Source organism: Brucella sp. LJL56 (genome assembly GCF_054871705.1).
In genome coordinates this window covers 1524526-1550557 of the sequence record NZ_JBTXLQ010000001.1, presented here as the reverse complement: position 1 = coordinate 1550557, position 26032 = coordinate 1524526, and the positions used below count along the sequence as shown (strand labels likewise).

Sequence of the window (26032 nt, the reverse complement as noted above, 5' to 3'; positions counted from 1 at the left end):
GCATTTATCAAAGACCGGTCAAAGCAAGCTGCTGTTCGTTGTAACGCTTGCCTGCGATCAGGGCGGGTGCGGATACCTCATCCAGACGCTTGAGATCTTGCTCCGTCAGCACGATGTCCACGGCTTTCACATTGTCTTCCAGATGATGGATCTTGCGGACACCGGGGATCGGCACGATGAAATCGCCCCGGCTCAGCACCCATGCCAGCGCCAATTGCGCGGGCGTGACCTGCTTTTCCTGTGCGATCTCGACGATACGATCCACCTGCCGGTTGTTGGCTTCCAGATTGCCCGGCTGGAAACGCGGCAGCGTCTTGCGGAAATCGTCTTCGGCAAGGTCTGACTGTGAGCGCAATGTGCCGGTCAGCATACCGCGCCCAAGCGGGCTATAGGGTACGAAACCGATACCGAGTTCGCGGCAGACCGGCAGCACATTGTCTTCCGGATCGCGCGCCCACAGCGAATATTCGCTTTGCAGCGCGGCGATGGGATGGACCGCATGCGCGCGGCGCAAGGTGGCGCTACCTGCTTCCGAAAGCCCGATGGCGCGTATCTTTCCCTCATCGATCAGGTCTTTCAAAGTGCCAACCACATCTTCAATCGGCACGGATGGATCGACGCGGTGCTGGTAGAACAGATCGATCACATCGATGCCAAGCCGCTTCAGGGAGGCCTCGGCTACGTCGCGAATATGTTCAGGGCGGCTATCGACACCCTTCATCTGGCCGTCTTCGATCTTGAAGCCAAACTTCGTTGCAATGGTCACCTGGTCACGGAATGGCTTAAGCGCTTTGCCGACAAGTTTCTCGTTCTCAAAGGGGCCATAGACCTCTGCCGTATCGAAAAATGTCACGCCAAGATCGACGGCACGATGCAGGGTGCGGATCGCATCCTGTTCATCCTGTCCGCCATAAGCATAGGTCATTCCCATGCAGCCGAAACCAAGGGCAGAAACGCTCAATTGCTGGCCGAGTTTGCGCTGTTTCATTGTAGTTCCTTTCGAATGATTGATTGAAAGTACTGAAAATTGTGCGGGAAAATCGGGAGGAGATTCCGGCTGGATGCGCCTTGGCCCTGGCTGCGCTCCGACCGAGGATCATGTCGCAAACAATAAAACGGGGCGGTAAGTTCGATAATACCGATTTATTTTCACGGCTTGTTCTGTAATTTGTAACAATGAATCGAAGCCAACTGTCACAGCTTGCCGTTCTCGCCGCCGTTGCAGCGCATGGAAGTTTCCGTGGCGCAGCACGGGAACTGGCGATCGCACCCTCAGCCGTCAGCCACGCAGTGGCAACGCTGGAGGACAGTCTGGGCGTGCGTCTTCTTGCACGCACAACGCGCAGCGTCGCCCCGACGGAGGCCGGGCGGCAATTGCTCGAGAGGCTGGCACCGGCGCTTGAGGAGATCAATGCGGCTCTGGGCGCCGCCGTCGATTCGCGGGATCGCCCGTCGGGGGTACTGCGAATCACGGCGCCCTATGTGGCTGCCCAGATGGTCATCGCGCCACGCCTGGGCGAATTTGTCAGGGCTTATCCCGACATTACACTCGATCTGCGGGTGGAAAATGGCTTCACCGATATTGTTGCAGCGGGCTTCGATGCAGGCGTACGTCTCGGTGAAAGCCTTGAAGCGGATATGATAGCAACGCGGCTCACTGGGCATGTTCGAGCGGCAATCGTCGCGGCACCGGCTTATTTCGAGAACCATCCGGTTCCGGTCGAGCCGCGCGATCTCCTGCATCACACCTGCATTCGCCACCGTTTTCCGAGCGGACGAACCTATCGATGGGAGTTCGAAAGGGCGGGCGAGGCGCAGGAAATCGCTATCGAAGGGCTGCTGATCGTCAATGATGACAGGGTTATTCTGGAAGCAGCCCTGAACGGTACCGGGCTTGCCTATCTGTTCGAGGCCTACGTTCACGACGCTTTGGCGGAAGGGCGGCTTGTCCGGGTTCTGGAAGACTGGTGCCAGCCTTTCGCCGGGCTTCATCTCTATTACCCAAGCCGTCGTCAGATGCGCCCGGCGCTGCGCGCATTCATCGACTTTTATCGCCACGTATCGGGAAACGGTCAATGAAGGGAATGCCGGATCACCTGCGTCATGCGGGTTTGTCGTCCACAGAACAGCGGAATATCTTTTCACAGATGATTCTGGAAAGCCCGATGCTGGCTGATGCACTGCAACGGTTGCAAGAACTGGCGGGAGAGGCATCCGAATTCTGGCTCGTCTCGGGCGCGCTCTATAACACCATCTGGAATCAGCTAACCGGGCGACCGGTGCTACACGGGCTCAAGGATCTCGACATCATCTATTTCGACGGCAGCGATCTTTCCTGGGAAGCGGAGGATGCGGTCATCGCGCGTGGAGCAGATGTCTTCCGCGATTTTCCGCTTCCGGTGGAGATACGCAATCAGGCGCGGGTGCATCTGTGGTTCGAAAAGCGCTTCGGACAACCCTACGCTCCGCTTCGTTCCGCGACCGAATCGATAGAGCGCTATGCGACGATTGCCCATTGCGTGGGCGCACGGCTGGCAAAAGACAACGAGCCGGCAGATTGCAGGCTGCTCATCCACGCCCCTTTCGGCCTCGATGATATTTTTTCGTTTCGCATTCGGCCCAATCGTGCCATCGATAACCGCGAAACGCATGAGATCAAGGCAACCCGCGCGCTGAAATTCTGGCCGGAACTGAGAGTTCAGGACTGGGACACGCCGGAATGAGTCCGGTTCTTGCTTTGAATGAAAGAGGGAACAGCATGTTTCGTTGGGGTATCCTTTCAACTGCCAAGATTGGCGTCACGCAGGTAATTCCAGCGCTTTGCGCGTCCGAAAATGGCATTGTTCATGCCATTGCAAGCCGCGACCTGTCGCGGGCACGCGCCGTCGCCGACCGTTTCGGTGCACCGCTGGCATTCGGTTCCTATGAAGAACTTTTGGCCAGCGACGCTATCGACGGCGTCTATATACCGCTGCCGACCTCGCAGCATATCGAATGGAGCCTCAAGGCGGCCGAAGCGGGCAAGCATGTTCTGTGTGAAAAGCCGATCGCGCTCAAGGCCGACGATATCGACCAGCTCATCGCAGCGCGCGACAAGCATAAGGTCACGCTGGCCGAAGCCTTCATGGTCTACTACCACCCGCAATGGATCAAGTTGCAGGAACTTCTGGCCGAAGGCGCTATCGGCCGGCTTCGCCATGTGCAGGGCGCTTTTTCCTATTTCAACGTCGATCCGGACAATATGCGCAACCAACCGGAACTGGGTGGTGGCGCTCTGCCGGACATTGGCGTCTATCCGACCGTGGTAACCCGCATGGTCACCGGCCAGGAACCCGTATCGGTCCAGGCGTCGATCGAATATGACCCGGCCTTTGGCACGGATCGTTATGCCAATGTTTCAGCCCGGTTCGACGGCTTCGACCTGACCTTCTATGTCGCCACGCAGCTTGGCGCTCGCCAGACGATGGTTTTCCACGGCGACAAAGGCTTCATCGAGGTTTATGCACCGTTCAATACCGGCAAATACGGTCATGGCAGCATCGCGCTTTTCGATGCCGGTCATACGAAGGCGACGGAATGGTCGTTCGGCGACGCCAATCATTATCAACTTCAGGCCGAAAGCTTTGCGCGCGTGGCACGCGGCGACAAGGATGCGCGGCTTTTCTCGCTTGAAAATTCGAAAGCGAACCAGAAATTCATCGACGCGATCTATCGTGCGGCAAAAGACGGTGGATCGACTATGGTATGATGGCCGGTGCGCACTATGTTGTGCTGCGGCCCCTATTTTGTACAGTGAACGGCCCCTGTCAGGGTTTCCGGGTGTGGAATCTGCATTAGCGTGGCTCTTGTGACTTGCAGTAAAAAACCGCGTTTCTTATATACGCCACGCACAGGGCATTGATGTCAGGCCAGAAACCGGTTCGGTGTCTGGACGTGCATCTGGAAGCAAGCATTGTGAAACCTATAGGAACCGCCCGTGGAACGCTCGGTAGAGGTCTTGGCGGTTTGCTGAATGGAGAGAAATATGGCTAAAGTTATTGGTATCGATCTGGGAACGACCAACTCCTGCGTATCCGTCATGGACGGTAAAAACGCGAAGGTCATCGAAAATGCCGAAGGTGCGCGTACAACCCCTTCGATCGTTGCGTTCTCCGATAGTGACGAACGTCTCATCGGTCAGCCTGCAAAGCGTCAGGCCGTCACCAATCCGGAAGGTACCATTTTTGCGGTCAAGCGCCTGATCGGTCGCCGCTTTGATGACCCGATGGTTACCAAGGACAAGGACCTGGTTCCTTACCAGATCGTCAAGGGCGACAATGGTGATGCCTGGGTTGAAGTCCACGGCAAGAAATATTCCCCGTCGCAGGTTTCTGCGATGATCCTTCAGAAGATGAAGGAAACCGCTGAGTCTTACCTCGGCGAAACGGTCACGCAGGCGGTTATCACCGTTCCGGCCTACTTCAACGACGCTCAGCGCCAGGCAACCAAGGATGCCGGCAAGATCGCCGGTCTCGAAGTGCTGCGCATCATCAACGAGCCGACTGCTGCTGCACTCGCTTACGGTCTCGACAAGAACGAAGGCAAGACCATCGCTGTTTATGATCTTGGCGGCGGCACCTTCGACGTGTCGGTGCTCGAAATCGGCGACGGCGTCTTCGAAGTGAAGTCGACCAACGGCGACACCTTCCTCGGCGGTGAAGACTTCGACATGCGTCTGGTCGAATACCTGGTTTCCGAGTTCAAGAAGGAAAGCGGCATCGACCTCAAGAACGACAAGCTCGCTCTGCAGCGTCTCAAGGAAGCTGCCGAAAAGGCCAAGATCGAACTGTCGTCGTCGCAGCAGACCGAAGTCAACCTGCCGTTCATCACGGCTGACCAGACCGGTCCGAAGCACCTTGCCATCAAGCTGTCGCGTGCCAAGTTCGAAAGCCTGGTAGACGATCTCGTCCAGCGCACCATCGAGCCTTGCAAGGCAGCGCTGAAGGATGCCGGTCTCAAGGCTGGCGAAATCGACGAAGTGATTCTGGTTGGCGGCATGACCCGCATGCCTAAGATTCAGGAAGTCGTAAAGGCCTTCTTCGGCAAGGAACCGCACAAGGGCGTCAATCCTGATGAAGTCGTCGCCATGGGCGCGGCAATTCAGGCAGGTGTTCTGCAGGGCGACGTCAAGGACGTTCTGCTGCTCGACGTGACCCCGCTTTCGCTGGGTATCGAAACGCTGGGCGGCGTGTTCACTCGTCTGATCGAGCGCAACACCACGATCCCGACCAAGAAGTCGCAGACCTTCTCCACCGCCGAGGACAACCAGTCGGCTGTGACGATCCGCGTTTTCCAGGGCGAGCGTGAAATGGCTGCCGACAACAAGATGCTCGGCCAGTTCGACCTCGTCGGCATTCCGCCCGCACCGCGTGGCGTGCCGCAAATCGAAGTGACCTTCGACATCGACGCCAATGGTATCGTCAACGTGACGGCCAAGGACAAGGGCACCGGCAAGGAACACCAGATCCGTATTCAGGCATCCGGTGGTCTGAGCGATGCCGACATCGAAAAGATGGTCAAGGACGCCGAGGCGAATGCTGAAGCCGACAAGAAGCGTCGCGATGCCGTTGAAGCCAAGAACCAGGGCGAAAGCCTCGTTCATTCGACCGAAAAGTCGCTGGGCGAATATGGCGACAAGGTTTCGGCTGACGACAAGAAGGCCATTGAGGATGCGCTCGCAAGCCTCAAGACCTCGCTTGAAGGCGACGATGCCGAGGATATCAAGGCCAAGTCTCAGACACTCGCCGAAGCTTCGATGAAGCTCGGGCAGGCCATGTATGAAGCCGCTCAGGCTGCTGAAACCGGCGCTGCCGGCGGTAGCGAAGAGGCGGCTTCGAACGACGATGTTGTCGACGCCGATTACGAAGAAATCGACGACGACAAGAAGAAGTCGTAATTCTAGGCTCAATACGCTCAAGCCCGGGGCCCTGCCCCGGGCTTTTGCCAATTTTTGAGATGTTCATATTCGCAGGTTTTGTATAAGCCTGCATGTTGGCCGGTGTCAGTGAAAAGACCGATGGAAGTATCGGGAAAATCAGCTTCTGTTTGAAAAGTCGCTCTGGCCTGCATACATCTTGATTAGCATGAGACGGTTTCGGGCAAAGTGGGTGTTGATGCTGGAACCCGGAGTGTTGCTCCGACATAGTGTGTCGGATGGTGCTTCGATAAATGAACAATTGGAAACGCTGGCCCCTGACAAGTGTTGAACGCTTCGGGGCGTGTCGCACGAATCTGGGGACCGGTTTCGGGATACGATGTCCGTGAAAGCAAAAGGCGCGTTCCTGTCGCCGGGATAACGAACTGATGAAGATCGACTACTACGAAGCTCTGGGTGTGGAGCGAACTGCAGACGATAAGGTGCTCAAAACCGCCTTTCGCAAGCTCGCCATGGAGTACCATCCGGACCGCAATCCGAATAATCCGGAAGCTGAACGCAAGTTCAAGGAAATCGGCGAAGCCTATGAAACGCTGAAAGACCCGCAGAAGCGCGCAGCCTATGACCGTTTCGGTCATGCAGCCTTTGAAAATGGTGGCATGGGCAACGGCTTTGGCGGTGGTGGTTTCGGTGGGGCCGGTGGGTTTGCCGATATTTTCGAAGATATTTTTGGCGAGATGATGGGCGGTGGTCGCCGTCGCTCCAATGGTGGACGCGAGCGTGGCGCCGATCTGCGCTACAATATGGAAGTGACGCTGGAAGAAGCCTATTCCGGCAAGACTGCGCAAATCCGCGTTCCGACCTCCATCACTTGCGACGAATGCTCTGGCTCCGGCGCAAAAGCCGGTTCCCAGCCGACCACTTGTACAATGTGTTCGGGTTCGGGCCGTGTTCGCGCTGCTCAGGGCTTTTTCTCGGTTGAACGTACTTGCCCGACCTGTAACGGTCGCGGACAGATCATCAAGGACCCTTGCGGCAAGTGCCATGGTCAGGGCCGTGTGACGCAAGAGCGCTCGCTTTCGGTCAACATCCCGGCTGGTATCGAAGATGGCACCCGTATTCGTCTCGCAGGCGAAGGCGAAGCTGGAACACGCGGTGGCCCGTCGGGCGATCTTTATATATTCCTGTCGGTCAAGCCGCATGAGTTTTTCCAGCGCGACGGCTCCGACCTTTATTGCAAGGTGCCGATCTCGATGACGACGGCAGCCCTTGGCGGCCAGTTCGAAGTTTCGACACTCGATGGCACACAGACGCGGGTCAAAGTTCCGGACGGCACGCAGAATGGCAAGCAGTTCCGCCTCAAGGGTAAGGGCATGCCGGTTTTGCGACAGGCTGCGGTAGGCGATCTTTATATCCAGATCGACATTGAGACACCGCAGAACCTGTCCAAACGCCAGCGTGAACTGCTGGAAGAGTTCGAAAAACTTTCCTCGCAGGAGAATAGCCCGAAATCAGCGGGGTTCTTCTCAAGGATGAAAGAGTTCTTCGAAGGTATCGGAGAGTAATAAAGGGAGCCTTTGGGCTCCCTTTTTTGTTCTTTTCCTTATTCCCGCCTTGCTTAGGGAATTCAAAGCGGCATAAACTTGTCCAATAACGACAATGGGAGCAGCAAGCATGGCAGGACAGCTCGGCAGGAAACTGGCCGCTAAGTTCGATGAGGAGATCCGTTTTTTCAAGGGATGGATAGACGGGCCGAAAGCGGTCGGCGCTATTTTGCCGACGAGCTCCATTACCGCGCGCCGCATGGCAAGCGTCATCGACACCGGCTCCGGCCTTCCGGTTCTGGAGCTTGGACCCGGCACAGGTGTTATCACCAAGGCGATCCTGAAACAGGGCGTCAAACCGGCCGACCTTTATTCCATCGAATATTCGCAGGACTTCGTGGATCACCTGAATACGGCCTTTCCGGAGGTCAATATCATTCAGGGTGATGCATTCGATCTCGACACTGCGCTGGGCGAGAAGAAGGACCAGAAATTCGACTGCATCATTTCTGCTGTGCCGATGCTCAATTTCCCGATGGATCAGCGCATTAAGCTGGTGGAAAGCCTGCTTTCGCGTGTTCCGCGCGGACGTCCGCTGATACAGATCACCTATGGTCCCTTGCCGCCGGTTCCCGCTGGGCGCGGCAATTATATTGTCCAGCACTATGATTTCGTGGTGCGGAACGTGCCTCCGGCGCAGCTTTGGGTTTATCGCAGTCCGTTGGTCTAGATTTTTCATTGCGGAGTTCCGGTATGACCGCACGTATTCTCGTTTTTGCGGGTTCAGTTCGCATAGGCGCTTTCTCCGGCTATATGGCGGATGCTGCTGAAAAGGAACTGCAGGTGCAGGGTGCGCAGGTCACGCGCATCACACTTGCCGATTATCCGCTGCCGATCATGGATCAGAATCTGGAGAATGAGCATGGCGTTCCCGAGAACGCCATGCGCCTCGGGCGCCTGTTCGCGGAACAGGACGGGCTGATGATCTGCTCGCCGGAATATAACGCCTCGATCCCGCCACTTCTGAAAAACACCATCGATTGGGTGAGCCGCATTTCCAGGGACGGGGACAGGCCGTTCAAGCCCTATGCCGGTCTGACGGTCGGCCTGTGCTCCAGTTCTGACGGCATGTTCGCCGGGATGCGCGGACTTTACCATTTGCGTGCGGTTCTGATGAATGTCGGCGTGCAGATCGTCACCGAGCAATGCTCGGTGGGGCATGCATCCGCAGCGTTCAACGAGGACGGAACATTGAAAGAAGAGCGCAGCGCCAGAATGCTCTCTGCCGTCTGCCGCAGTCTTATCGAGCGGGTGGAAGAGGCAAAAAGCTGATACCTTTTCTTTCGTAACACGGCTCTAAAGTGATACGAATTTCGGATTCGCCACACCGTCATCTTTCGTATCGGGCATTGTTGTGCGAAGAGAGTAAAAATCACCACGGAGACTCTCATGACGACGACACATTTGCGCGATCATTTGATCGTGGGCCTCGACGTGCCGACCATTGCCGAGGCTGAGAAGGCCGTCGAAGAGCTGGGCGATACTGTTTCTTTCTACAAGATCGGTTATCAGTTGGTTTTTGCGGGCGGTCTCGACTTTGCAAAGAGCCTTGTCGCGGCGAAGAAGAAAGTCTTCCTCGACATGAAACTGCTCGACATCGACAACACCATTGCAAAGGGCGTTGAGAATGTTGCGAAGATGGGTGTTTCCATGCTCACCCTGCATGCTTATCCGAAAGCGATGCGGGCAGCGGTCGAAGCAGCAAAGGGATCGGACCTCTGCCTTCTGGGCGTGACGGTTCTGACCTCGATGGACAATGGCGACCTGCTGGAAGCCGGTTATTCTGACGATGCGGAAACGCTGGTGCTGAAACGCGCCCGGCAGGCGCGCGAGGCGGGTATGGGCGGCATCGTTGCTTCGGCCGCCGAAGCGGCAGCCATTCGTCAGGCAGTGGGACCTGACATGGCCATAGTGACGCCTGGCATTCGTCCGGCAGGTGCAGAAGTCGGCGACCAGAAACGGGTCATGACCCCTGCCGACGCCTTGAAGGCCGGCGCCAGCCATCTGGTCGTTGCCCGCCCGATTGTCGGTGCGGTTGATCGCAAAGCAGCAGCCCTTGCCATTCTCGACGAAATGCGCTCGGTTGCGTGAAAGAACTCGGAGGAGAGAATATGACGAAAGCCTACTGGATTGCCCGTGTCGATGTCCGTGATCCCGAGCGATACAAGGACTATGTTTCGACCGCAAAACCGGCGTTTGAGCGTTATGGTGCAAATTTCATCGCGCGCGGCGGCAAGGCTGAGGCGGTCGAGGGGCAGGGCCGCGCTCGCAATGTGATCATCGAATTCGAGACCATGCAACACGCGCTCGATTGCTACAATTCGCCGGAATATCAGGCGGCGAAGGCGATCCGCCAGACAGTTGCCGACGGTGAGATCATGATCGTCGAAGGTGTTTGAAATCATAAGGCCCCCGGAAGGGCCCTTTTTCATTGCGCTCTAAAGCCGGACCGGCGGATCGTGCCGCCCGGCAAGCGTGAGATCAAGCAGCAGCACCTTCCCAGCATGAGGGTCTGAACGGCGTGCCTCTTCATCAAGCCCTTCATTGGCGCTCGTCACGATCATCACCGTTGCATCCGGCCCGACGAATGCCGGGCAGGAAGGCTGCCGGACAGGCAGCGAAATCGAACGGATCAGTCGCCCCTGCGGTGAATAGGCATTGAGCGCACAGCCGCCCCAGCAGGCATTCCACAGCGTACCTTCCGCATCGACAACCGAGCCATCGACACCGCCGTCTTCGACGCGATGATGGAAGACGCTTTTGTCCGATATCGGCAAACCGGTTTCTGGATCAGTGTCGACCCGCCAGATGATATTGCGATCCGTATCGGCGAAATAGGCGATTTTTCCGTCGGGAGAAAAACAGATCGAATTGGTGATCGTAATGCCGGAGAAAAGCTTTATTACCTGGCCCTCGCGATACCACCAGATCGAGCCTGCGTCGGCCTCGGCCTTTTTGCCCATTGTCCCGATCCAGAACGATCCCGATGGATGTACGCGCGCATCGTTGGAGCGGGTGATTTCATTATCGGCTTCAAGCGGATGATGAAGGGATAATCGCCCATTGGAGCGCTCGCGAATGAACAATCCATGCTCGCTGACGATCAACTGCCGGTCGCGATCGATGACGGCAAGGGCGCTGGCTTTCATGCCGAGTGCGTGAACGTGGATTTCGCCGCTGTCCCAGTTTTTCTCGATCAGTTTTTGGCCGACGATGTCGAACCACCAAACGTTTCCGCTCAGAGGATCGTAGCCGGGGCCTTCGCCGAGTTGCGCTACATGATCAGCAAACAAGGTAGTTTTAACGACGGTCAATTTTTCCTCCCGAAACGGCCGAACCGATTACAGCCAGCATAGACAACGGATGAAAGCCGATCCAGTTGAACTTCACACATTGGAAAAGCACAGCCGATGTCCAAGGCGGATTGAGAGAAAGGACTATGTTGCCTGATCATTCCGTTTTAGATTTCCCGCAACTTCGAATCGCGAGGAAATCATGGCTCTCAAAGTCGCGGTCCAGATGGACCATATCAGCACGGTGAACATTACCGGCGATACCACATTCGCCCTTTCGCTCGAGGCGCAGAAACGCGGTCATGAGCTTTATCATTATACGCCCGACCGACTTTCAATGCGCGATGGCGTCGTTTCCGCCCGTGTCGAAAAAATGGAAGTGCGCGACGTCAAGGGTGATCACTACACACTGGGCGAAGCGGTGCGCCGTGATCTGTCGGAAATGGATGTGGTGCTTCTGCGTCAGGACCCGCCCTTCGACATGAACTACATCACCACCACCCATCTTCTGGAGAGGATTCACCCGAAAACACTGGTGGTCAACGATCCGGCATGGGTGCGCAACAGCCCGGAAAAAATCTTCGTGACGGAGTTTCCTGACCTGATGCCGGAAACGCTGATCACCAAGGATCCGCAGGAAGTCATGGATTTCCGTCGCGAGTTTGGCGACATCATTTTGAAGCCGCTTTACGGTAATGGCGGTGCGGGTGTCTTCCATCTTGCCGATGGTGACCGTAACCTCACCTCGCTTCTGGAAATGTTCGGTCAGCTCTTCAGGGAGCCCTTCATTGCACAGCGCTATCTGAAAGACGTGCGCGCTGGTGACAAGCGCATCATCCTGATCGATGGCGAACCTGTCGGCGCAATTAACCGCGTGCCTTCGGAAACTGATGCCCGTTCCAACATGCATGTCGGTGGGCGTGCCGAACAGAGCAAACTCACGCCGCGTGAACGCGAGATTTGCGAGCGTATTGGCCCATCACTGAAAGAGCGTGGTTTCATTCTGGTCGGCATCGATGTGATCGGTGACTACATGACCGAAATCAATGTCACTTCTCCAACCGGTATCCGCGAAATCCAGCGCTTTGACGGAACCAATATTGCAGCCCTGTTCTGGGACGCGGTCGAAGCCAAGCGTTAATTTGTTCTCCTAACGTTCTTGAACTTGCCGCTCGTCCGTGCTTAACTCTCTAAGTTGTATTTGAGGATTTACTCACTTAAGAGATGTGGTGCGTGGCGAGCGGGGGCACATGGTCGCGCGGGTTGGAACGGTTGCATTTCAAGGTATAGAGGCTGTGCCTGTCGATGTGCAGGTAATGGTTGCGCCGGGTAAGATGGGCATGTCCATCGTCGGCCTGCCAGACAAAGCCGTGGCGGAGAGCCGTGAGCGTGTGCAAGCGGCATTGCATGCTTCTGGCTTGTCGATGCCGACCAAGCGGGTGACGGTCAATCTGGCGCCTGCCGATCTGCCGAAGGAAGGGTCGCATTATGATTTGCCCATTGCTGTCGGGCTTATGGCGGCAATCGGCGCCATTCCGGCGGATGCGATCCAGTCCTATCTCGTTCTGGGCGAACTGTCACTGGACGGCTCGATCACATCGGTGGCAGGTGTCCTGCCTGCTGCAATCGGCGCGAACCGGGACGAGAAAGGGCTCATCTGTCCTTATGCCTGCGGGCCGGAGGCAGCCTGGGCGGGTGCTGACATCGATATCCTTGCTCCGCGCAGTCTGATCGCCCTTGCCAATCATTTTCGCGGCACACAGGTCCTGACCCGGCCGGAACCATCCATGCGGATTTCCGGTGAAACGGAACTCGATCTTGCCGACATAAAGGGACAGGAAACCGCCAAGCGTGCGCTTGAAATCGCGGCTGCGGGCAATCACAATCTGCTGCTCGTCGGGCCGCCGGGATCAGGCAAGTCCATGCTTGCCCAGCGATTGCCATCCATTCTGCCCCGCCTTTCCCCGCGCGAGTTGTTGGACGTGTCGATGATCGCCTCGATAGCAGGTGAACTTTCGGGTGGAAAACTATCAGATCGCCGGCCGTTCCGAGCGCCACATCATTCGGCCTCGATGGCTGCAATGGTTGGCGGCGGGCTGCGTGCGCGGCCCGGCGAGGTATCGCTTGCGCATAGCGGCGTGTTGTTTCTAGACGAGTTTCCGGAGTTTTCGCCGCAGGTTCTGGATTCGCTGCGCCAGCCGCTGGAAACCGGCGAATGCCTCATCGCTCGCGTCAATCATCGCACCAGCTATCCAGCGCGTTTTCAACTGATAGCGGCCATGAATCCCTGCCGTTGCGGCATGGCCGGTGAACCCGGCCATGTCTGCGCACGCGGACCCCGTTGCCAGTCCGACTATCAGGCGCGCATTTCAGGCCCACTTCTCGACCGTATCGATTTGCGTGTGGACATGCCTGCTGTCTCCGCCTTCGATCTCATCAAGCCATCCCGATCGGAATCGAGCGAGACGGTCGCGCAACGCGTCGCCCGTGCCCGCGCAATCCAAACCGCGCGTTATTCCGCGCGTGGTCTGGAACCGTCCATGACCAACGCCTATTGTTCGGCGAAGCTGATAGAGGAAGTCGCCGAGCCGGATGCAGCCGGTCTCAAGCTTTTGCGCGACGCAAGCGAGCAGATGCGTTTTTCCGCCCGCGCCTATCATCGCATTCTGAAGGTCGCCCGCACGCTGGCCGATCTGGATGGGAGCGACCAAGTCGGCCGCATCCATCTGGCCAGCGCCATATCCTATCGCATGGGCGCGGAGAGGCTGGTTTCTGCAGCCTGAACTGGGGGCAGAGTAGTCAGCGTGGCGCTATCGGCACCCAGTGATGGAGGATGGCATTGTCTTCGCATGAGTAGCACCAGTAATGCCCCTGAAAGGGCTGGTCATACTGGCGGCTGATCGGAAGTCCGGCCAGATGGCAAAGAAGGATCGTCCCGGCACCGCCATGGCCGACAATAGCGATATTCCCGGAGGCTGTCGGTCGTTTCACTGCTTCGAAACCTTCTACGGTGCGCCTTTGCACATCAATGGCCCGCTCCCAACCACGAATGCTCGTTTCAGGCGCTGAAAAGAATTGGTCGGCGACAATCTCGTGTTGTTCGGCAGGTAGGAAGCCGGTGGCGCTGCGGTCGATCTCGTTAAAGCGGTGGTCCGTTGATGGGCTCGGTCCCAATGCGCCAGCTAGAATTTCAGCCGCTTCAATAGCCTTTGTTTCGCTGCTGGACCAGATCGAGGTGATCGATTGCAGCTCTGGCTGGCTGGCAAAGAAATGCATGCGTTCAATGCCACGCTCCGACAGGCTCCATGACGGAACAGGCTTTGCGGGATCGATCACCACTTCCGGATGCGAGATGAAATAGATTTTTGTCATGAGGTCCCCAATAGTCGCATCTTTATGAACCACAGGGCGCGAAAAGCGCCCTGTCGTCATCTCATCGGGTTCATATTCCGAATGTTACCAAGCCAGTCTCGTCGATGGCCCAGGCGGGGTTCCAGGCAATTTCCCAGGCGTGATCGTCGGGATCGGCGACATAGCCACGAAAGCCGCCGTGGACCGGTGCATCGGCAGACCGCAACAGTTTGCCGCCGGCTTCAACCAGCCGGTTTATCAGCGGCGCAACATCCGCCTTCTGTTCCACATTGTGCGCCAGGGAAAATGCGCCGGGCTGCAGAAGACCGCCGCGGTTCATATCGACTTCGAGGGAGGCCTTCAGAAAGGTTCCGAGAACGAAACCGTTCATCTGGTAGAAGATGATTTCGTCATTCTCGAAAACGGGCACCCAGCCGAAACCCTCGGCGTAGAAGCGACGCGAGCGCTCAAGATCGGCGATACCAAGTGTAATGACGGAGATTTGCTGTTTCATGACCAAGACCTTTGTTCTCCAATGCACCATTGCATCGGAGTGGAAGGTCAAGGGACTCGACGCATATGCCGAAATGAAAGCAATTGCGAAGGCCAGGGCCCGCTTTGCAACGGGGATCGGGCTAACCGCACCGACCTCTCCTTTTTAGACCCGGAATGAATAACACATTCCGGGACCGTCTTCAAAATCAATCGGGACGTTTCGATATCAGTGCACTGCGCCGACGAGAAGATTGTCCGGGCCTTCGATCGTGACCCAGCGACCGGTATCATTGGCGGCCTGACGTTTCAGATAGGTATAATCCGTCTCGTTCCAGCGCATGACTTCGTCAGTCAGATTGTCGAGAACGAAGTCGCCACGATCCGTGCGAACGGTGAGGACCGCATGGCCTTCGCCGTCCGGCTTGCGAACGACAGTAATCAGAAGATCGGTAATCGGGATGCCTGCCTTCTGCAATTCACGCTGCTTCAGCAATACGTAATCTTCGCAGTCACCAACGGTCGTCGGGTAAGCCCAGTATTCCTCGACGCCGTAGATTTCCATGTCGGTCATCGGCTTGATGCTTTCATTGACTGAAAGATTGACCTCGACGATGCGCTGCCAGTTCGAATGGTTGAGCTGCAGCGCGCGGGTGTCACGGCTGGTAATGCCGCACTCCTTGGCTTCGCGCTTGCAGAATTCATAATGTCCGATCGGCTGCGAGGTCAGCTTGCCGGTCTGCATGAAGTCGCCGGAGGCGGCTTGTGCACCAAAGCTTGCCATCAGCAGCGAAGCAGCGAAACCGGCGGCTGCCATAATCTTTGTGGTCGAGCGAACAACGCAAAACATACTCAACGCCCTTTGGCTTTCGCCATTTACTCATTTATTAACGAAACGTTAATGGCTGAAATACTCCGGAGTCAATTCAGTTCGCCTCGGGGCCGCCCGACTTCTTAATTAATGGTTAATGAGGGTATTCTTAAAAAATGCAATTACTGGTTGAATTTGTAAGCTTTTCGAAGCGGATTGGGCGGTGAAAATCACTCATAATTTTGCCACGGTCCGGGCGCTTGTCTTTTGCCTCGAATAAGCCAATTGTTGGTGTTCGACCGGATCGTAACGATCCCTTTGCAAAGGCCAAAAGATGACGGGCGCAACGACGCGCAAGGCCACGGCAGACGACATAGATGCGCTCCTGCGCATCGAAGAGCGCTGTTTCGAGACAGACCGGATTTCCCGCCGTTCATTTCGCGCCCTCATCGCGCGACCGACCGCAGAAACCATCGTTGCAACAATGGAAGGGACCGTCATCGGCTATGCGATGATCCTGTTTCGTCATGGCACTGCGCTTGCAAGGCTTTACTCGATAGCCGTCGACCCGGAGGCCAAGGTCAAGGGTGTCGGCTCTCTTCTGCTGCAGGCGGCGGAAACGGCAGCTTACGACCACGACCGTCCATTGCTGCGGCTGGAAGTGCGCGAGGATAATGAACGCGCCATCGCGCTCTACAAGCGGCACGGCTATCGCCCCATCGGGCGTTATCTCGACTACTACGCTGATCATTCGGATGCGCTGCGTTTCGAAAAGACGGTTCGCGGTGACATTTCACCGGTCACAGCCTTCCCTTATTACGAGCAGACGACCGATTTTACCTGCGGTGCAGCTTGCCTGATGATGGTGCTTGCCCGACACAATCGGGAGACGCGGCTCGATCCCGTGCTGGAAGTCCGTCTTTGGCGCGATGCGACGACGATCTATATGATGTCGGGGCCGGGCGGTTGCGAGCCTTTCGGACTTGCGGTCGCTGCGCATGAGCGCGGTCTGAAAGCGTCGATCATCGTATCCATCGAGGACATGCTTTTCCTGCAATCGGTGCGCTCGGAAGAAAAGCGCAAGATCATGCAACTGGCCCAGACAGACTTTCGCCAGCGTACGGAAGCCTATGCCATCGCGGTGGACTATCGTGGCTTCACGCTGCACGACATTCTGGACGCTCTGCGCCGCGGGGCGGCAGTGATCGTCTTGGTCAGCGGCTATCTTATGTTCGGCAAGAAAGTGCCGCACTGGGTGCTTGCCCATGGTGAAGACGGGCGGCACATTCTCATTCATGACCCTTGGGTGGAGGAAGAGCTCGGCGAAACCATCGCCGATGCTGCAAACGTCCCTGTTCCCTTCCATATTTTCGACCGCATCGCACGGTTCGGCAGTGATGGGCTCAGGGCAGCCGTTATTCTGGAAAAAAGGACGGACTGATGACGATCTGCGTCATTCTGGTAGGGCGCCTCTCGGATATCGATAATGGGGCGACGCCGCACAAGGTCATGACCACGCGCGACTATCTCGCGCATCCCGCGCTGTTCAACGGACAATTGCGCCCGCGCATCATCAACCTGTCGCGCTCCTACGCCTATCAGAGCCGCGGCTATTACGCTTCACTTCTGGCCGAAGCGCGGGGGCATCGCATCATTCCCTCTGTGGAAACCATGATCGATCTGTCGGAACGGCGGCTTTATGAAAACGCCATTCCCGAGCTCGAAGACATGCTGAACAAGGCGCTTGGCAAGCATCCGGAAAAAGCACCGGAAATGATCCATGTGCATTTCGGCCTTGCCGAAAATCCTGATTTTGAGCGCTTTGGCCGGCTGCTCTTCGACTGGTTCCGCGCTCCCTCGCTGGAAGTCACCGTCAAGCCGGGTGAATGGGCGCGGATCCAGAAGATCGCCTTTGCGAATATCACCAAGTTCTCCAAAGCCCAGAAGGAACGCTTCGAAGAGGCGCTTGATCGTTATACACAGCGCGAGTGGCGTGCGGCACGCCCAAAGGTTCCGGCACGCTATTCCTTCGCGACGCTGTGCGATCCGAAGGAAGCTATGCCGCCATCGACAGTCTCGACGTTGAAGCACTGGGCGAGGATCGCGGCGCGGCTTGGTGTGGAAGTGGAACCGATCGGCAAGCGCGATCTGCCGCGCCTTGCCAATTATGATGCACTGTTCATCCGCGAGACGACGTCGATCTCCAATCATACCTACCGTTTCGCCCGGCGGGCGCAGCAGGAAAACATGCCGGTGATCGATGATCCGATTTCCATGATCCGCTGCACCAACAAGGTTTATCTGCACGAATTAATGCAGGCCAACGATGTGGCAGTTCCGCCAACGGTGATGATTGCGGGCGAGGAGGATCTGGAGCGGGCTGCCGACACGCTCGATTTTCCAATGGTCATCAAGATACCGGATTCGTCATTTTCGCGCGGCGTGAAGAAGGTAAAGGATTTTGCCGAGCTGAAAGCGCTTGCCACTTTATGGCTGGAGGATAGCGATCTTCTGCTGGCACAGAAATATATGCCGACGAAGTTCGACTGGCGTGTCGGCGTTCTCGATGGCAAACCGCTTTTCATCTGCCAATATATGATGGCGAAGAACCACTGGCAGATCGTCAAGCATGATACAGGCGGCAAGCCGCTGGAAGGCGGATTTCGTTCCTACGCCCTGGGAGATGCGCCGCCACCGGTTCTGGAAACCGGGCTGCGTGCGGCGCGCTGTATCGGCGACGGACTTTATGGCGTCGATCTGAAGGAAACGGACGATGGCGTGGTGGTGATCGAGGTCAACGACAATCCCAATCTTGAACATGGGATCGAGGATGCCGCCGAAAAGGACGAGGTCTGGATCAAGCTGACCCGCTGGTTCACCGATCGGCTGGATCGAAAATAAATCCAGCAGCCGGGTGAATCCTCGCTGAAATCACAGAGGCGTGAAGCAGACCTTGGTGTGCCCTGCGCCGATGAAGCCGAGACGGCCCGCGGCACCCTTCGACAGGTCGAGGACGCGCCCTTTGATGAACGGGCCGCGATCATTGATACGCACGACGAGCGACTTGCCGTTTCTCTGATTGGTAACCTTGACCTTGCTGCCAAGTGGCAGGGTGCGGTGCGCTGCGGTCAGACCGGACGGGTTCATACGTTCACCCGAAGCCGTGCGGGAAGTGAGGGCGTACCAGGAGGCACCGCCGCATTGCTGTGCTGAAGCCTCGATTGCGGTGGCCGCGAGAAGACCGGTTGCCGCAACGGCAAGCATAGCCATACGGGTCTTGAAAGTCATGCCAGATCCACTAGTTGTTAACGGGGTGTCCCACAGTTGTTGCTGAGAAAGACAGTTGCGAACTGGAATCTAAATGTGGCGCTGGCGTGGTTCGAATGAGAACATTGTACGATAACTGAATCTATATCGCTTCGGGAAAATCATCCTATACTGAGCGTTGTTTACTTAAAGACATAAGCATAGCCAAGGAATATTAGGAAAGATTCAGCTTTGTTGCTGTAAAATCATTTACGATTCGTTAGGAATCTGCGGCAAGCCTTTGCTATGCCTTGTTTTCGCGTGCTGATTGCAAGAAAAGCTGCTTGGCTGGTTGCCGGTCTGGCATCTCCGAATTGCAATTTCTATTTGTATGGCAAGTTTTGGGGTATTGTGCCAAAGTTGACGAAATAAGGCATTTTGGGGGCAGATTGCAATTTATGACTGTGTTTCATAAATTCTTACCAAGGCTCGGAAGTTATCCACAGGGGTTGAGTGACGGTGCGATGACGTTTCTTTGACTGCTGTGAACCTGCACGAAAGCGCGAAATTCCTGCTATAAGCGTGCGGATCAGACGACGGAACGCCATGCAGGATCACCCGGAAAAAGACAGGATCGAAACCGCTTCACCCGCAATTTCAACAGGTAAGCGGATACTCTATCTTTGTCTTGGTTTCCTCATGCTGGGGCTTGGTATTATCGGTGCCTTCCTGCCGGTCATGCCGACCACGATCTTCATCATTTTTGCCGCGTGGTTCTTTGCGCGATCATCGCCGAAGCTTGAAGCGCGTCTGCTTGCCGATCAGCGTTTTGGTCCGCTGGTCATTAAATGGCGCGAGCGTGGAGCCATCCCGCCGCGCGCGAAGCTTTACGCCTGTATCGGCATGACGGTCGGTTATGGCCTGTTCTGGTGGGGTGCGAAACCCGGCTGGCTGCTGGCTACAGTTGTTACGGTCTTCATGGTTGGTTCCGCTGCTTATGTACTTTCGCGTCCAAGCGATTAACACCTTCAACCATGCAAGCGTTCACGATAAGAGTGGCTAACAAAAATGGGAGCCGCCAATGTCCTTGCCTGCCGTTAATCCGCTGATCGATCGTCTTTCCGTACCACCCATTCCAGCGGTACAAGCCTGGGCGCGGGGCTATGATGGTTCGCATGGCGTGCTGATTGATCTGTCGCAGGCAGTCCCCGGCTATCCCCCGCATCCCGATATGCTGCGCTTTCTCGGCGAGGCGGCAGGCTCGGTCGCTTCCGCCGGTTACGGTCCGATTGAGGGTGAAAAGGTTTTGCGCGGGGCTTATGCGGCGCATGTCGGTCAGCTTTATCGCGCGCAGATCGATGCCGCCAACGTCCATATCACATCCGGTTGTAATCAGGCCTTCATCGCCGCCATCATGTGTGTGGCGCAAAGTGGCGATACGGTGCTGACCACCGATCCGTTCTATTTCAATCATCGTTCATCGCTGGAAATGCTTGGCATCACATCGGGTTCGGTGCCCTGCCATGCCGAGAATGGTTTCATCCCCAGTGTGGTGGACGTCCGGGCTGCGCTCCGTCCGGGCATCGCGGCACTGGCGCTCGTTTCTCCCAACAATCCAACCGGGGCGATTTATCCAGTCGGGCTTTTGTCCGAGATTTATCGGCTTTGCCGCGACAATGGGACTTGGCTTATTCTCGATGAGACCTATCGTGATTTTCTGGCCGACGCCAATGAGCCCCCGCATCGTCTTTTTGACGAGGCGGACTGGCCATCGCATCTGATCCAGCTTTACAGCTTTTCAAAATCATTCTGCATTCCGGGGCACCGGCTTGGTGCGATTGTCGCGGGTGAGGCGATGGTCGAGAATGTCGCAAAAGTCATGGACAATTTGCAGATATGCGCAAGCCGTGCGCCACAGATTGCTGTCGCGCGCGCCATCGAACCCTTAACCGGCTGGCGTGACGATAATCGCGGTGAGATTGGAAGGCGCGCCTCTGCATTACGGTCTGTCATGTCCAATATCGAAGGCTGGCATGTAGAGGCGGTTGGAGCCTATTTCGCTTTCGTTCGTCATCCCTATCCGGATGTCTCGTCCGTCGAGGTTGCCGAACGTCTTGCAAAGTCGCTTGGCATCGTCACCTTGCCGGGCCGGTTCTTCGGTGAGGAGCAGGAGGCATTTCTGCGCTTTGCCTTCGCCAATGTCGATGTCTCCGGCATAGAGGCTCTCGGTGCGCGTTTGCCGCATTTCTAGAGCCTGAAATCTTTGCCCGTTCAAGGACTGGCAAAAACCCCACAAAATCACTGGCAAGCGGCTCTGATACAAACCTGTAACAATAGTGTCATATGAATGTAATATAGAGCGCGTAGAGGGCTAACGACGCCACATCGTCATATGTCTTTTACAACAGGAGCCGCAGCTCATGAACAAGATGATTTCCTCGACAGCAGCGCTTGCCATCGCTGCCGTTATGTCGGTTTCGGCCGCTCAGGCGCGCGATCAGATTCAGGTTGCCGGTTCCTCGACCGTTCTGCCTTACGCAAAGATCGTCGCTGAAACGTTCGGTGAAACCTTCCCGAATTTCAAGACGCCGGTTGTTGAATCGGGCGGTTCGGGTGCAGGCATCAAGGAATTCTGCAAGGGCGTCGGTGAAAACACCATCGATATCGCCAATGCATCGCGCGCCATGAAGGACTCGGAACTGAAGTCCTGCATCGACGCGGGCGTCAAGGACGTTCAGGAAGTTCGTTTCGGCTATGACGGTATCGTCTTCGCGACCGACGCCAAGGGTCCGGATTGGAAGCTGAAGCCGGAAGATGTCTACAAGGCTCTGGCCGCCAAGGTTGTTGTCGACGGCAAGCTGGTCGACAATCCGAACACCAAGTGGAACCAGGTCAACCCGAACCTTCCGGATTGGGACATCGCTGCCTATATCCCGGGCGAAAAGCACGGCACCCGTGAAGTGTTCGAGGAAAAAGTTCTCGCCGACGGCTGCAAGCACTCCGGCGCTCTGGATGAAATCAAGAAGGCCGGTCTCGATGACAAGGCTGCCGCCTCCGCCTGTATCGCAGTGCGCAAGGACGGCAAGGCTGTCGACATCGACGGCGACTATGCCGAAACTCTGGCCCGCATCGACTCCAACAAGACCGGCGTTGGCATTTTCGGCCTCTACTTCTTCGAAAACAATGCCGACAAGCTGAAGGTTGCCACCGTCAACGACATCACGCCGTCGGCTGAAACCGTCGCTTCGGGTGAGTATCCGGTGTCGCGCCCGCTGTTCTTCTACGTGAAGAAGGCTCACCTCGGCGTTATCCCGGGTCTCAAGGAATATGTTGAGTTCTTCCTGAACGACCAGATGATCGGTCCTGACGGCCCGCTCGCCGAATACGGTCTGGTTCCGGCTCCGGATGCAGAACGTGAAGCACAGCGCGCTGCCTTCACCGACGGCAAGACGATGGCTGCGAAGTAAGTTTTAATCTGTGGAACGCGGGGATGACAAATCTCCGCGTTCTTCTCCTTTCGCGCCTTTGTACTAAGACAGGCGCATCCGCGTGGAACGGCATAAGGGTGGACGCTGCACCTGCTGCTGGTCCAAATTATCAGGGCAACCGGGGAAATTGAATGTCCTTCTTTCTGGTTCTCGTCAGTATCGTTGCAATCGGGCTGATTGGATTCTTCATAGGCCGCCAGCGGGCTATTGCACTGGACAAGATCCAGTCTGCTTCCGCGCAAGCCTCGCGGACCGAGAAAATGCATTCCCGCCCGCATTATCATGGTTGGTGGGTTTTCCTCGTTTCTGCGTTGCCTGCAGTTCTGTTCCTCGCTGTTTGGGCCGTTGGAACGTCGGTTTATCTCGATCACAGTGCGACCGCGCGTCTGCCGGACGCCGTCGAGGGCGGTTCTTTCACCAATCGCAGCCTGCAGCTTGGCATGGTGCGCGGCCTCGCCAACGGGCTTGACCGGCTGACGCCTGCCGAACTGGAAAGCTTCCCGCCGAATTATCAGGATGCCCGCACACTTCTGGCATCCAAGGGCGTGGCGCTCGCGACCGAAGGCCAGGACTACATGGTGCCGATCGCGCTTTACCTGAAAAAGGCAACAGCACTGACGCACACCATCGGTTCCGCTGTTTCCCTGGTGATCGCCGTTGCAGGCCTGATCTTCGGCCTTTCCACGATCAGCCGCCGCATGCGCGCGCGCAACAATGTCGAGCGGATCGTTCTCTGGGGCCTGATCGCAGCATCAGGCATCGCCATCCTGACGACCGTGGGCATCATCTGCTCGATGCTGTTCCAGACCATCAGCTTCTTCCAATCCGTTTCGCCGTGGGAATTCTTCTTCGGCACAGTGTGGGATCCACGCTTTGCCGCTGCCGGTTCAGGTGGCGAAACAGGCCAGTTCGGTCTCATTCCGCTTCTGGCCGGCACGCTCTATATCGCGCTTGTGGCCATGCTGTTCGCGGTTCCTGTCGGATTGTTTTCGGCCATCTATATGGCAGAATATGCGTCACCAAGAGTGCGCACGATTGTAAAACCGGTCCTCGAACTTCTGGCCGGTATTCCCAGCATCGTCTACGGCTTCTTCGCTCTTGTGACTGTCGGGCCATTCCTGCGCGATCTTTCGATTGCCATTGCAGGAGGGCAGGGCTTTATCATGGCGCAGAGCGTTCTCACTGCAGGTCTCGTGATGGGTGTGATGCTGATCCCGTTCGTGTCGTCGCTTTCCGATGACATCATCACCGCCGTGCCGCAGACGTTGCGCGACGGTTCGCTCGGTCTCGGTGCAACCCGCTCTGAAACCATCAAGCGCGTGATCCTTCCGGCCGCTTTGCCCGGCATCGTCGGTGCGCTTTTGATGACTGCATCCCGCGCCATCGGTGAAACCATGATCGTGGTTCTGGCAGCAGGCGTTGCGGCCCGTATCAACATCAACCCCTTCGAGGCGATGACCACCATTACGGTGAAAATCGTCAACCAGCTCACCGGTGACCTTGAGTTCAACTCGCCGCAAACGCTGGTGGCATTTGCGCTCGGCATCACGCTTTTCGTCCTGACGCTGATTATGAATATCTTTGCGCTGCATATCGTGCGCAAGTACCGGGAGCAGTACGAATAATGACCGATACGACCCTCAACACCAGCGGTACGACGGTACGACCGGCACGCCGCGATATCGGAATCAAGCGTCGCTATGCCGCTGAACGTCGCTTCCGCTACTACGGTATTGCAGCGATTTCCATCGGCGTGTTCTTCCTCTGCGCGCTCCTGTTTTCTGTCTTTTCCAAGGGCTATACGGCCTTCTGGCAGACGACGCTTTATCTGCCGGTCAAGCTCAACGAGCAGATCATCGATCCGGGCAACAAGCGCGCAACCGATCCGAATGTGCTGATCAGGGCCAACTATCCGCTGCTGGTGCGCAATGCGCTGGCTGAAAAGCTGGGTGTTGCCACGACAGACCGTCCGGCAATGCGCGATCTGGGCCGTTTCTATTCGGACGGGGTGCGCATTCAGTTGCGCAAAATGGTGATGGACAATCCATCGCTTATCGGCACGACACAGACCGTTCCGGTTCTGGCTGGCGCCGACATCGATTCCGCCTTCAAGGGGCAGATTGACCTTTCCGTGCCAGAGACGAGCCGCAAGGTTTCGGACCGTCAGGTTGGCTGGATGAAGACGCTTTCGGAAGAAGGCGTGATGAAGGAGGCCTTCAACACCGGTCTCTTCACCTTCGGTGCTTCCAGCCGTCCGGAGACGTCTGGTCTTGGCGTTGCGCTGGTCGGTTCGCTCTACATGATGCTGATCGTTCTTGGCCTGTCGCTGCCTATCGGCGTTGCTGCTTCGATCTATCTGGAAGAGTTCGCCAAGAAAAACCGGTTCACCGATATGATTGAGGTGAACATCAACAATCTGGCAGCGGTTCCGTCCATCGTGTTTGGTCTGCTTGGACTTGCGGTCTTCATCAACTTCTTCGGCCTGCCGCGTTCTGCGTCATTGGTCGGCGGTCTGGTGCTGACGCTGATGACGCTTCCCACTATCATCATAGCAACGCGCGCCGCTCTTCGTGCAGTGCCGCCTTCCATCCGCGCCGCAGCTCTTGGCCTTGGCGCGTCGAAAACGCAGATGGTGTTCCACCATGTCCTGCCGCTCGCCGCACCCGGCATCCTGACCGGCACGATCATCGGTCTTGCCCACGCGCTTGGTGAAACCGCACCGCTCCTGCTGATCGGCATGGTGGCTTTCGTCGCTGACGTACCGTCGACGCCGATGGACCCGTCGACTGCTCTTCCGGTGCAGATCTATATGTGGGCAAATGAAGCAGAACGCGCCTTTGTGGAACGCACGTCAGGCGCTATCATTGTCCTGCTTCTGTTCCTTGCCGTGATGAATATTGCAGCAATCATTCTGCGCCGCCGCTTCGAGCGCCGCTGGTAAAACGGGAGTCGAAAGCTATGAATCTGATGACTGAACGATCTCTCGAAAAAGCCGTAGGAGAAAAAATGAACGCCAACGCCAATTCCATAAAGATGCGCGGCGACAAGGTCTGCGTATTTTATGGCGAGAAGCAGGCGCTGTTCGACGTCGATCTGGATATCCAGGAACAGATGGTCACGGCGCTGATCGGCCCCTCCGGTTGTGGCAAGTCTACTTTCCTGCGTTCGCTCAATCGCATGAACGATACGATCGAAGGCTGCAAGGTCGGCGGCAAGATCACGCTCGACAATGAGGACATCTACGATCCGAAGATCGATGTCGTCGAACTGCGCGCCCGCGTTGGCATGGTGTTCCAGAAGCCGAATCCGTTTCCGAAGTCGATTTATGAAAATGTCGCCTACGGCCCGCGCATTCACGGTCTGGCCCGTACCAAGGCCGATCTGGAGGAAATCGTCGTGACGAGCCTGCAGAAGGCGAGCTTGTTCGAGGAAGTGAAGGATCGTCTGCACGATGCGGGCACTGGCCTTTCCGGCGGCCAGCAGCAGCGCCTCTGCATTGCGCGCGCGATTGCAGTGAGCCCGGAAGTCATCCTCATGGACGAACCGTGCTCGGCGCTCGACCCGATTGCTACCGCCAAGGTGGAGGAGCTGATCGACGAACTGCGCCAGAACTATACGATCGTGATCGTCACCCACTCCATGCAGCAGGCCGCCCGCGTTTCGCAGCGCACTGCCATGTTCCATCTCGGCAATCTGGTCGAAGTGGGCGACACGGAAACCATGTTCACCGCACCCACCGAAAAGCGCACGCAGGACTACATTACCGGACGTTTCGGCTAATCCGGAACTGCGCTCAAACAGATAGACAGTGCGGCTTCCCCGCAATTTATATT

General features: G+C 56.7%; 26 protein-coding genes. 20 read left to right on the top strand and 6 right to left on the bottom strand.

All coding sequences use genetic code 11. The features are described from left to right. Window positions 1-7 precede the first annotated feature (7 nt). Window positions 8-988, bottom strand: a complete 981-nt coding sequence (locus tag ACYSN1_RS07450; RefSeq protein WP_461725050.1) for an aldo/keto reductase — start codon at window positions 986-988, stop codon at window positions 8-10. Between the two features lie 188 nt (window positions 989-1176). Between ACYSN1_RS07450 and ACYSN1_RS07445 the strand changes: the two genes are divergently transcribed. From ACYSN1_RS07445 to ACYSN1_RS07405, 9 genes are all read left to right on the top strand, one after another. Then, window positions 1177-2079: a LysR family transcriptional regulator gene (locus ACYSN1_RS07445; RefSeq protein ID WP_461725049.1), complete on the top strand. Its 903-nt coding sequence runs from the start codon at window positions 1177-1179 to the stop codon at window positions 2077-2079. Further along, on the top strand, window positions 2076-2723 hold the full coding sequence (locus tag ACYSN1_RS07440; RefSeq protein WP_461725048.1) for a nucleotidyltransferase family protein: 648 nt from the start codon (window positions 2076-2078) through the stop codon (window positions 2721-2723). The genes ACYSN1_RS07445 and ACYSN1_RS07440 overlap by 4 nt, the downstream gene beginning before the upstream one ends. Window positions 2724-2758: 35 nt before the next feature. Continuing rightward, entirely contained in the window at window positions 2759-3748 is a 990-nt protein-coding gene (locus ACYSN1_RS07435; protein ID WP_461725047.1) for a Gfo/Idh/MocA family protein, read from the top strand. A 276-nt stretch (window positions 3749-4024) separates the two neighbouring features. Further along, complete coding sequence (gene dnaK, locus ACYSN1_RS07430; RefSeq protein ID WP_461725046.1) at window positions 4025-5935, top strand: molecular chaperone DnaK; 1911 nt, start codon at window positions 4025-4027, stop codon at window positions 5933-5935. A 407-nt stretch (window positions 5936-6342) separates the two neighbouring features. Beyond that, window positions 6343-7479: a molecular chaperone DnaJ gene (dnaJ, locus tag ACYSN1_RS07425; RefSeq protein ID WP_461725045.1), complete on the top strand. Its 1137-nt coding sequence runs from the start codon at window positions 6343-6345 to the stop codon at window positions 7477-7479. A gap of 109 nt (window positions 7480-7588) precedes the next feature. Beyond that, window positions 7589-8188: a phospholipid N-methyltransferase PmtA gene (pmtA, locus tag ACYSN1_RS07420; RefSeq protein ID WP_140020581.1), complete on the top strand. Its 600-nt coding sequence runs from the start codon at window positions 7589-7591 to the stop codon at window positions 8186-8188. Window positions 8189-8211: 23 nt separating this feature from the next. Continuing rightward, window positions 8212-8790: an NADPH-dependent FMN reductase gene (locus ACYSN1_RS07415; protein ID WP_461725044.1), complete on the top strand. Its 579-nt coding sequence runs from the start codon at window positions 8212-8214 to the stop codon at window positions 8788-8790. Between the two features lie 117 nt (window positions 8791-8907). Beyond that, window positions 8908-9609 (top strand): orotidine-5'-phosphate decarboxylase, encoded by a 702-nt coding sequence (pyrF, locus tag ACYSN1_RS07410; protein ID WP_461725043.1) that lies wholly within the window; start codon window positions 8908-8910, stop codon window positions 9607-9609. A gap of 20 nt (window positions 9610-9629) precedes the next feature. Beyond that, complete coding sequence (locus ACYSN1_RS07405; RefSeq protein WP_105543043.1) at window positions 9630-9917, top strand: DUF1330 domain-containing protein; 288 nt, start codon at window positions 9630-9632, stop codon at window positions 9915-9917. A 39-nt stretch (window positions 9918-9956) separates the two neighbouring features. On the opposite strand, the gene ACYSN1_RS07400 is transcribed toward ACYSN1_RS07405, so the two are convergent. Then, the gene (locus ACYSN1_RS07400) at window positions 9957-10832 is read right to left on the bottom strand and encodes an SMP-30/gluconolactonase/LRE family protein (RefSeq protein WP_461725042.1); all 876 of its coding nucleotides are present in this window, start codon (window positions 10830-10832) and stop codon (window positions 9957-9959) included. Window positions 10833-11013: 181 nt separating this feature from the next. Here ACYSN1_RS07400 and gshB point away from each other — a divergent pair, with 181 nt between their 5' ends. Both gshB and ACYSN1_RS07390 read left to right on the top strand, forming a co-directional pair. Then, window positions 11014-11952 (top strand): glutathione synthase, encoded by a 939-nt coding sequence (gshB, locus tag ACYSN1_RS07395; protein WP_461725041.1) that lies wholly within the window; start codon window positions 11014-11016, stop codon window positions 11950-11952. A gap of 109 nt (window positions 11953-12061) precedes the next feature. Beyond that, window positions 12062-13594, top strand: a complete 1533-nt coding sequence (locus ACYSN1_RS07390) for a YifB family Mg chelatase-like AAA ATPase (RefSeq protein WP_461725040.1) — start codon at window positions 12062-12064, stop codon at window positions 13592-13594. Between the two features lie 16 nt (window positions 13595-13610). Here the strand turns inward: ACYSN1_RS07390 and ACYSN1_RS07385 are convergent, their stop codons facing one another. Both ACYSN1_RS07385 and ACYSN1_RS07380 read right to left on the bottom strand, forming a co-directional pair. Next, window positions 13611-14183 (bottom strand): histidine phosphatase family protein, encoded by a 573-nt coding sequence (locus ACYSN1_RS07385; protein WP_461725039.1) that lies wholly within the window; start codon window positions 14181-14183, stop codon window positions 13611-13613. 70 nt (window positions 14184-14253) lie between these two features. Continuing rightward, a complete protein-coding gene (locus ACYSN1_RS07380; RefSeq protein WP_461725038.1) occupies window positions 14254-14676 on the bottom strand; it encodes a VOC family protein in 423 nt (140 codons plus the stop codon). Between ACYSN1_RS07380 and ACYSN1_RS07375 the strand changes: the two genes are divergently transcribed. Next, complete coding sequence (locus tag ACYSN1_RS07375) at window positions 14675-14824, top strand: hypothetical protein (RefSeq protein ID WP_461725037.1); 150 nt, start codon at window positions 14675-14677, stop codon at window positions 14822-14824. The genes ACYSN1_RS07380 and ACYSN1_RS07375 overlap by 2 nt on opposite strands. Window positions 14825-14883: 59 nt before the next feature. Here the strand turns inward: ACYSN1_RS07375 and ACYSN1_RS07370 are convergent, their stop codons facing one another. Further along, a complete protein-coding gene (locus ACYSN1_RS07370) occupies window positions 14884-15504 on the bottom strand; it encodes a transglutaminase-like cysteine peptidase (protein ID WP_461725036.1) in 621 nt (206 codons plus the stop codon). Window positions 15505-15799: 295 nt separating this feature from the next. Here ACYSN1_RS07370 and ACYSN1_RS07365 point away from each other — a divergent pair, with 295 nt between their 5' ends. Then, entirely contained in the window at window positions 15800-16906 is a 1107-nt protein-coding gene (locus ACYSN1_RS07365; protein ID WP_461725035.1) for a peptidase C39 family protein, read from the top strand. Further along, window positions 16906-18366, top strand: coding sequence for a RimK family protein (locus ACYSN1_RS07360; RefSeq protein WP_461725034.1), 1461 nt, complete (start codon window positions 16906-16908; stop codon window positions 18364-18366). The genes ACYSN1_RS07365 and ACYSN1_RS07360 overlap by 1 nt, the downstream gene beginning before the upstream one ends. A 30-nt stretch (window positions 18367-18396) precedes the next feature. Here ACYSN1_RS07360 and ACYSN1_RS07355 read toward each other — a convergent pair whose 3' ends face one another. Beyond that, complete coding sequence (locus ACYSN1_RS07355) at window positions 18397-18753, bottom strand: septal ring lytic transglycosylase RlpA family protein (RefSeq protein WP_006468123.1); 357 nt, start codon at window positions 18751-18753, stop codon at window positions 18397-18399. Between the two features lie 564 nt (window positions 18754-19317). Between ACYSN1_RS07355 and ACYSN1_RS07350 the strand changes: the two genes are divergently transcribed. From ACYSN1_RS07350 to pstB, 6 genes are all read left to right on the top strand, one after another. Continuing rightward, window positions 19318-19734 carry a YbaN family protein gene (locus tag ACYSN1_RS07350; RefSeq protein ID WP_461725033.1) on the top strand — a complete coding sequence of 139 codons (417 nt, stop codon included), beginning with the start codon at window positions 19318-19320 and terminating at the stop codon, window positions 19732-19734. Between the two features lie 64 nt (window positions 19735-19798). Beyond that, window positions 19799-20962, top strand: a complete 1164-nt coding sequence (locus ACYSN1_RS07345; protein ID WP_461725296.1) for an aminotransferase — start codon at window positions 19799-19801, stop codon at window positions 20960-20962. Window positions 20963-21131: 169 nt separating this feature from the next. Beyond that, entirely contained in the window at window positions 21132-22178 is a 1047-nt protein-coding gene (locus tag ACYSN1_RS07340; protein ID WP_461725032.1) for a PstS family phosphate ABC transporter substrate-binding protein, read from the top strand. A gap of 152 nt (window positions 22179-22330) precedes the next feature. Next, on the top strand, window positions 22331-23824 hold the full coding sequence (pstC, locus tag ACYSN1_RS07335; protein WP_461725031.1) for a phosphate ABC transporter permease subunit PstC: 1494 nt from the start codon (window positions 22331-22333) through the stop codon (window positions 23822-23824). Beyond that, window positions 23824-25140 carry a phosphate ABC transporter permease PstA gene (gene pstA, locus ACYSN1_RS07330; protein WP_461725030.1) on the top strand — a complete coding sequence of 439 codons (1317 nt, stop codon included), beginning with the start codon at window positions 23824-23826 and terminating at the stop codon, window positions 25138-25140. The genes pstC and pstA overlap by 1 nt, the downstream gene beginning before the upstream one ends. A gap of 65 nt (window positions 25141-25205) precedes the next feature. Further along, window positions 25206-25979 (top strand): phosphate ABC transporter ATP-binding protein PstB, encoded by a 774-nt coding sequence (gene pstB / locus ACYSN1_RS07325; protein ID WP_461725029.1) that lies wholly within the window; start codon window positions 25206-25208, stop codon window positions 25977-25979. Window positions 25980-26032 lie beyond the last annotated feature (53 nt).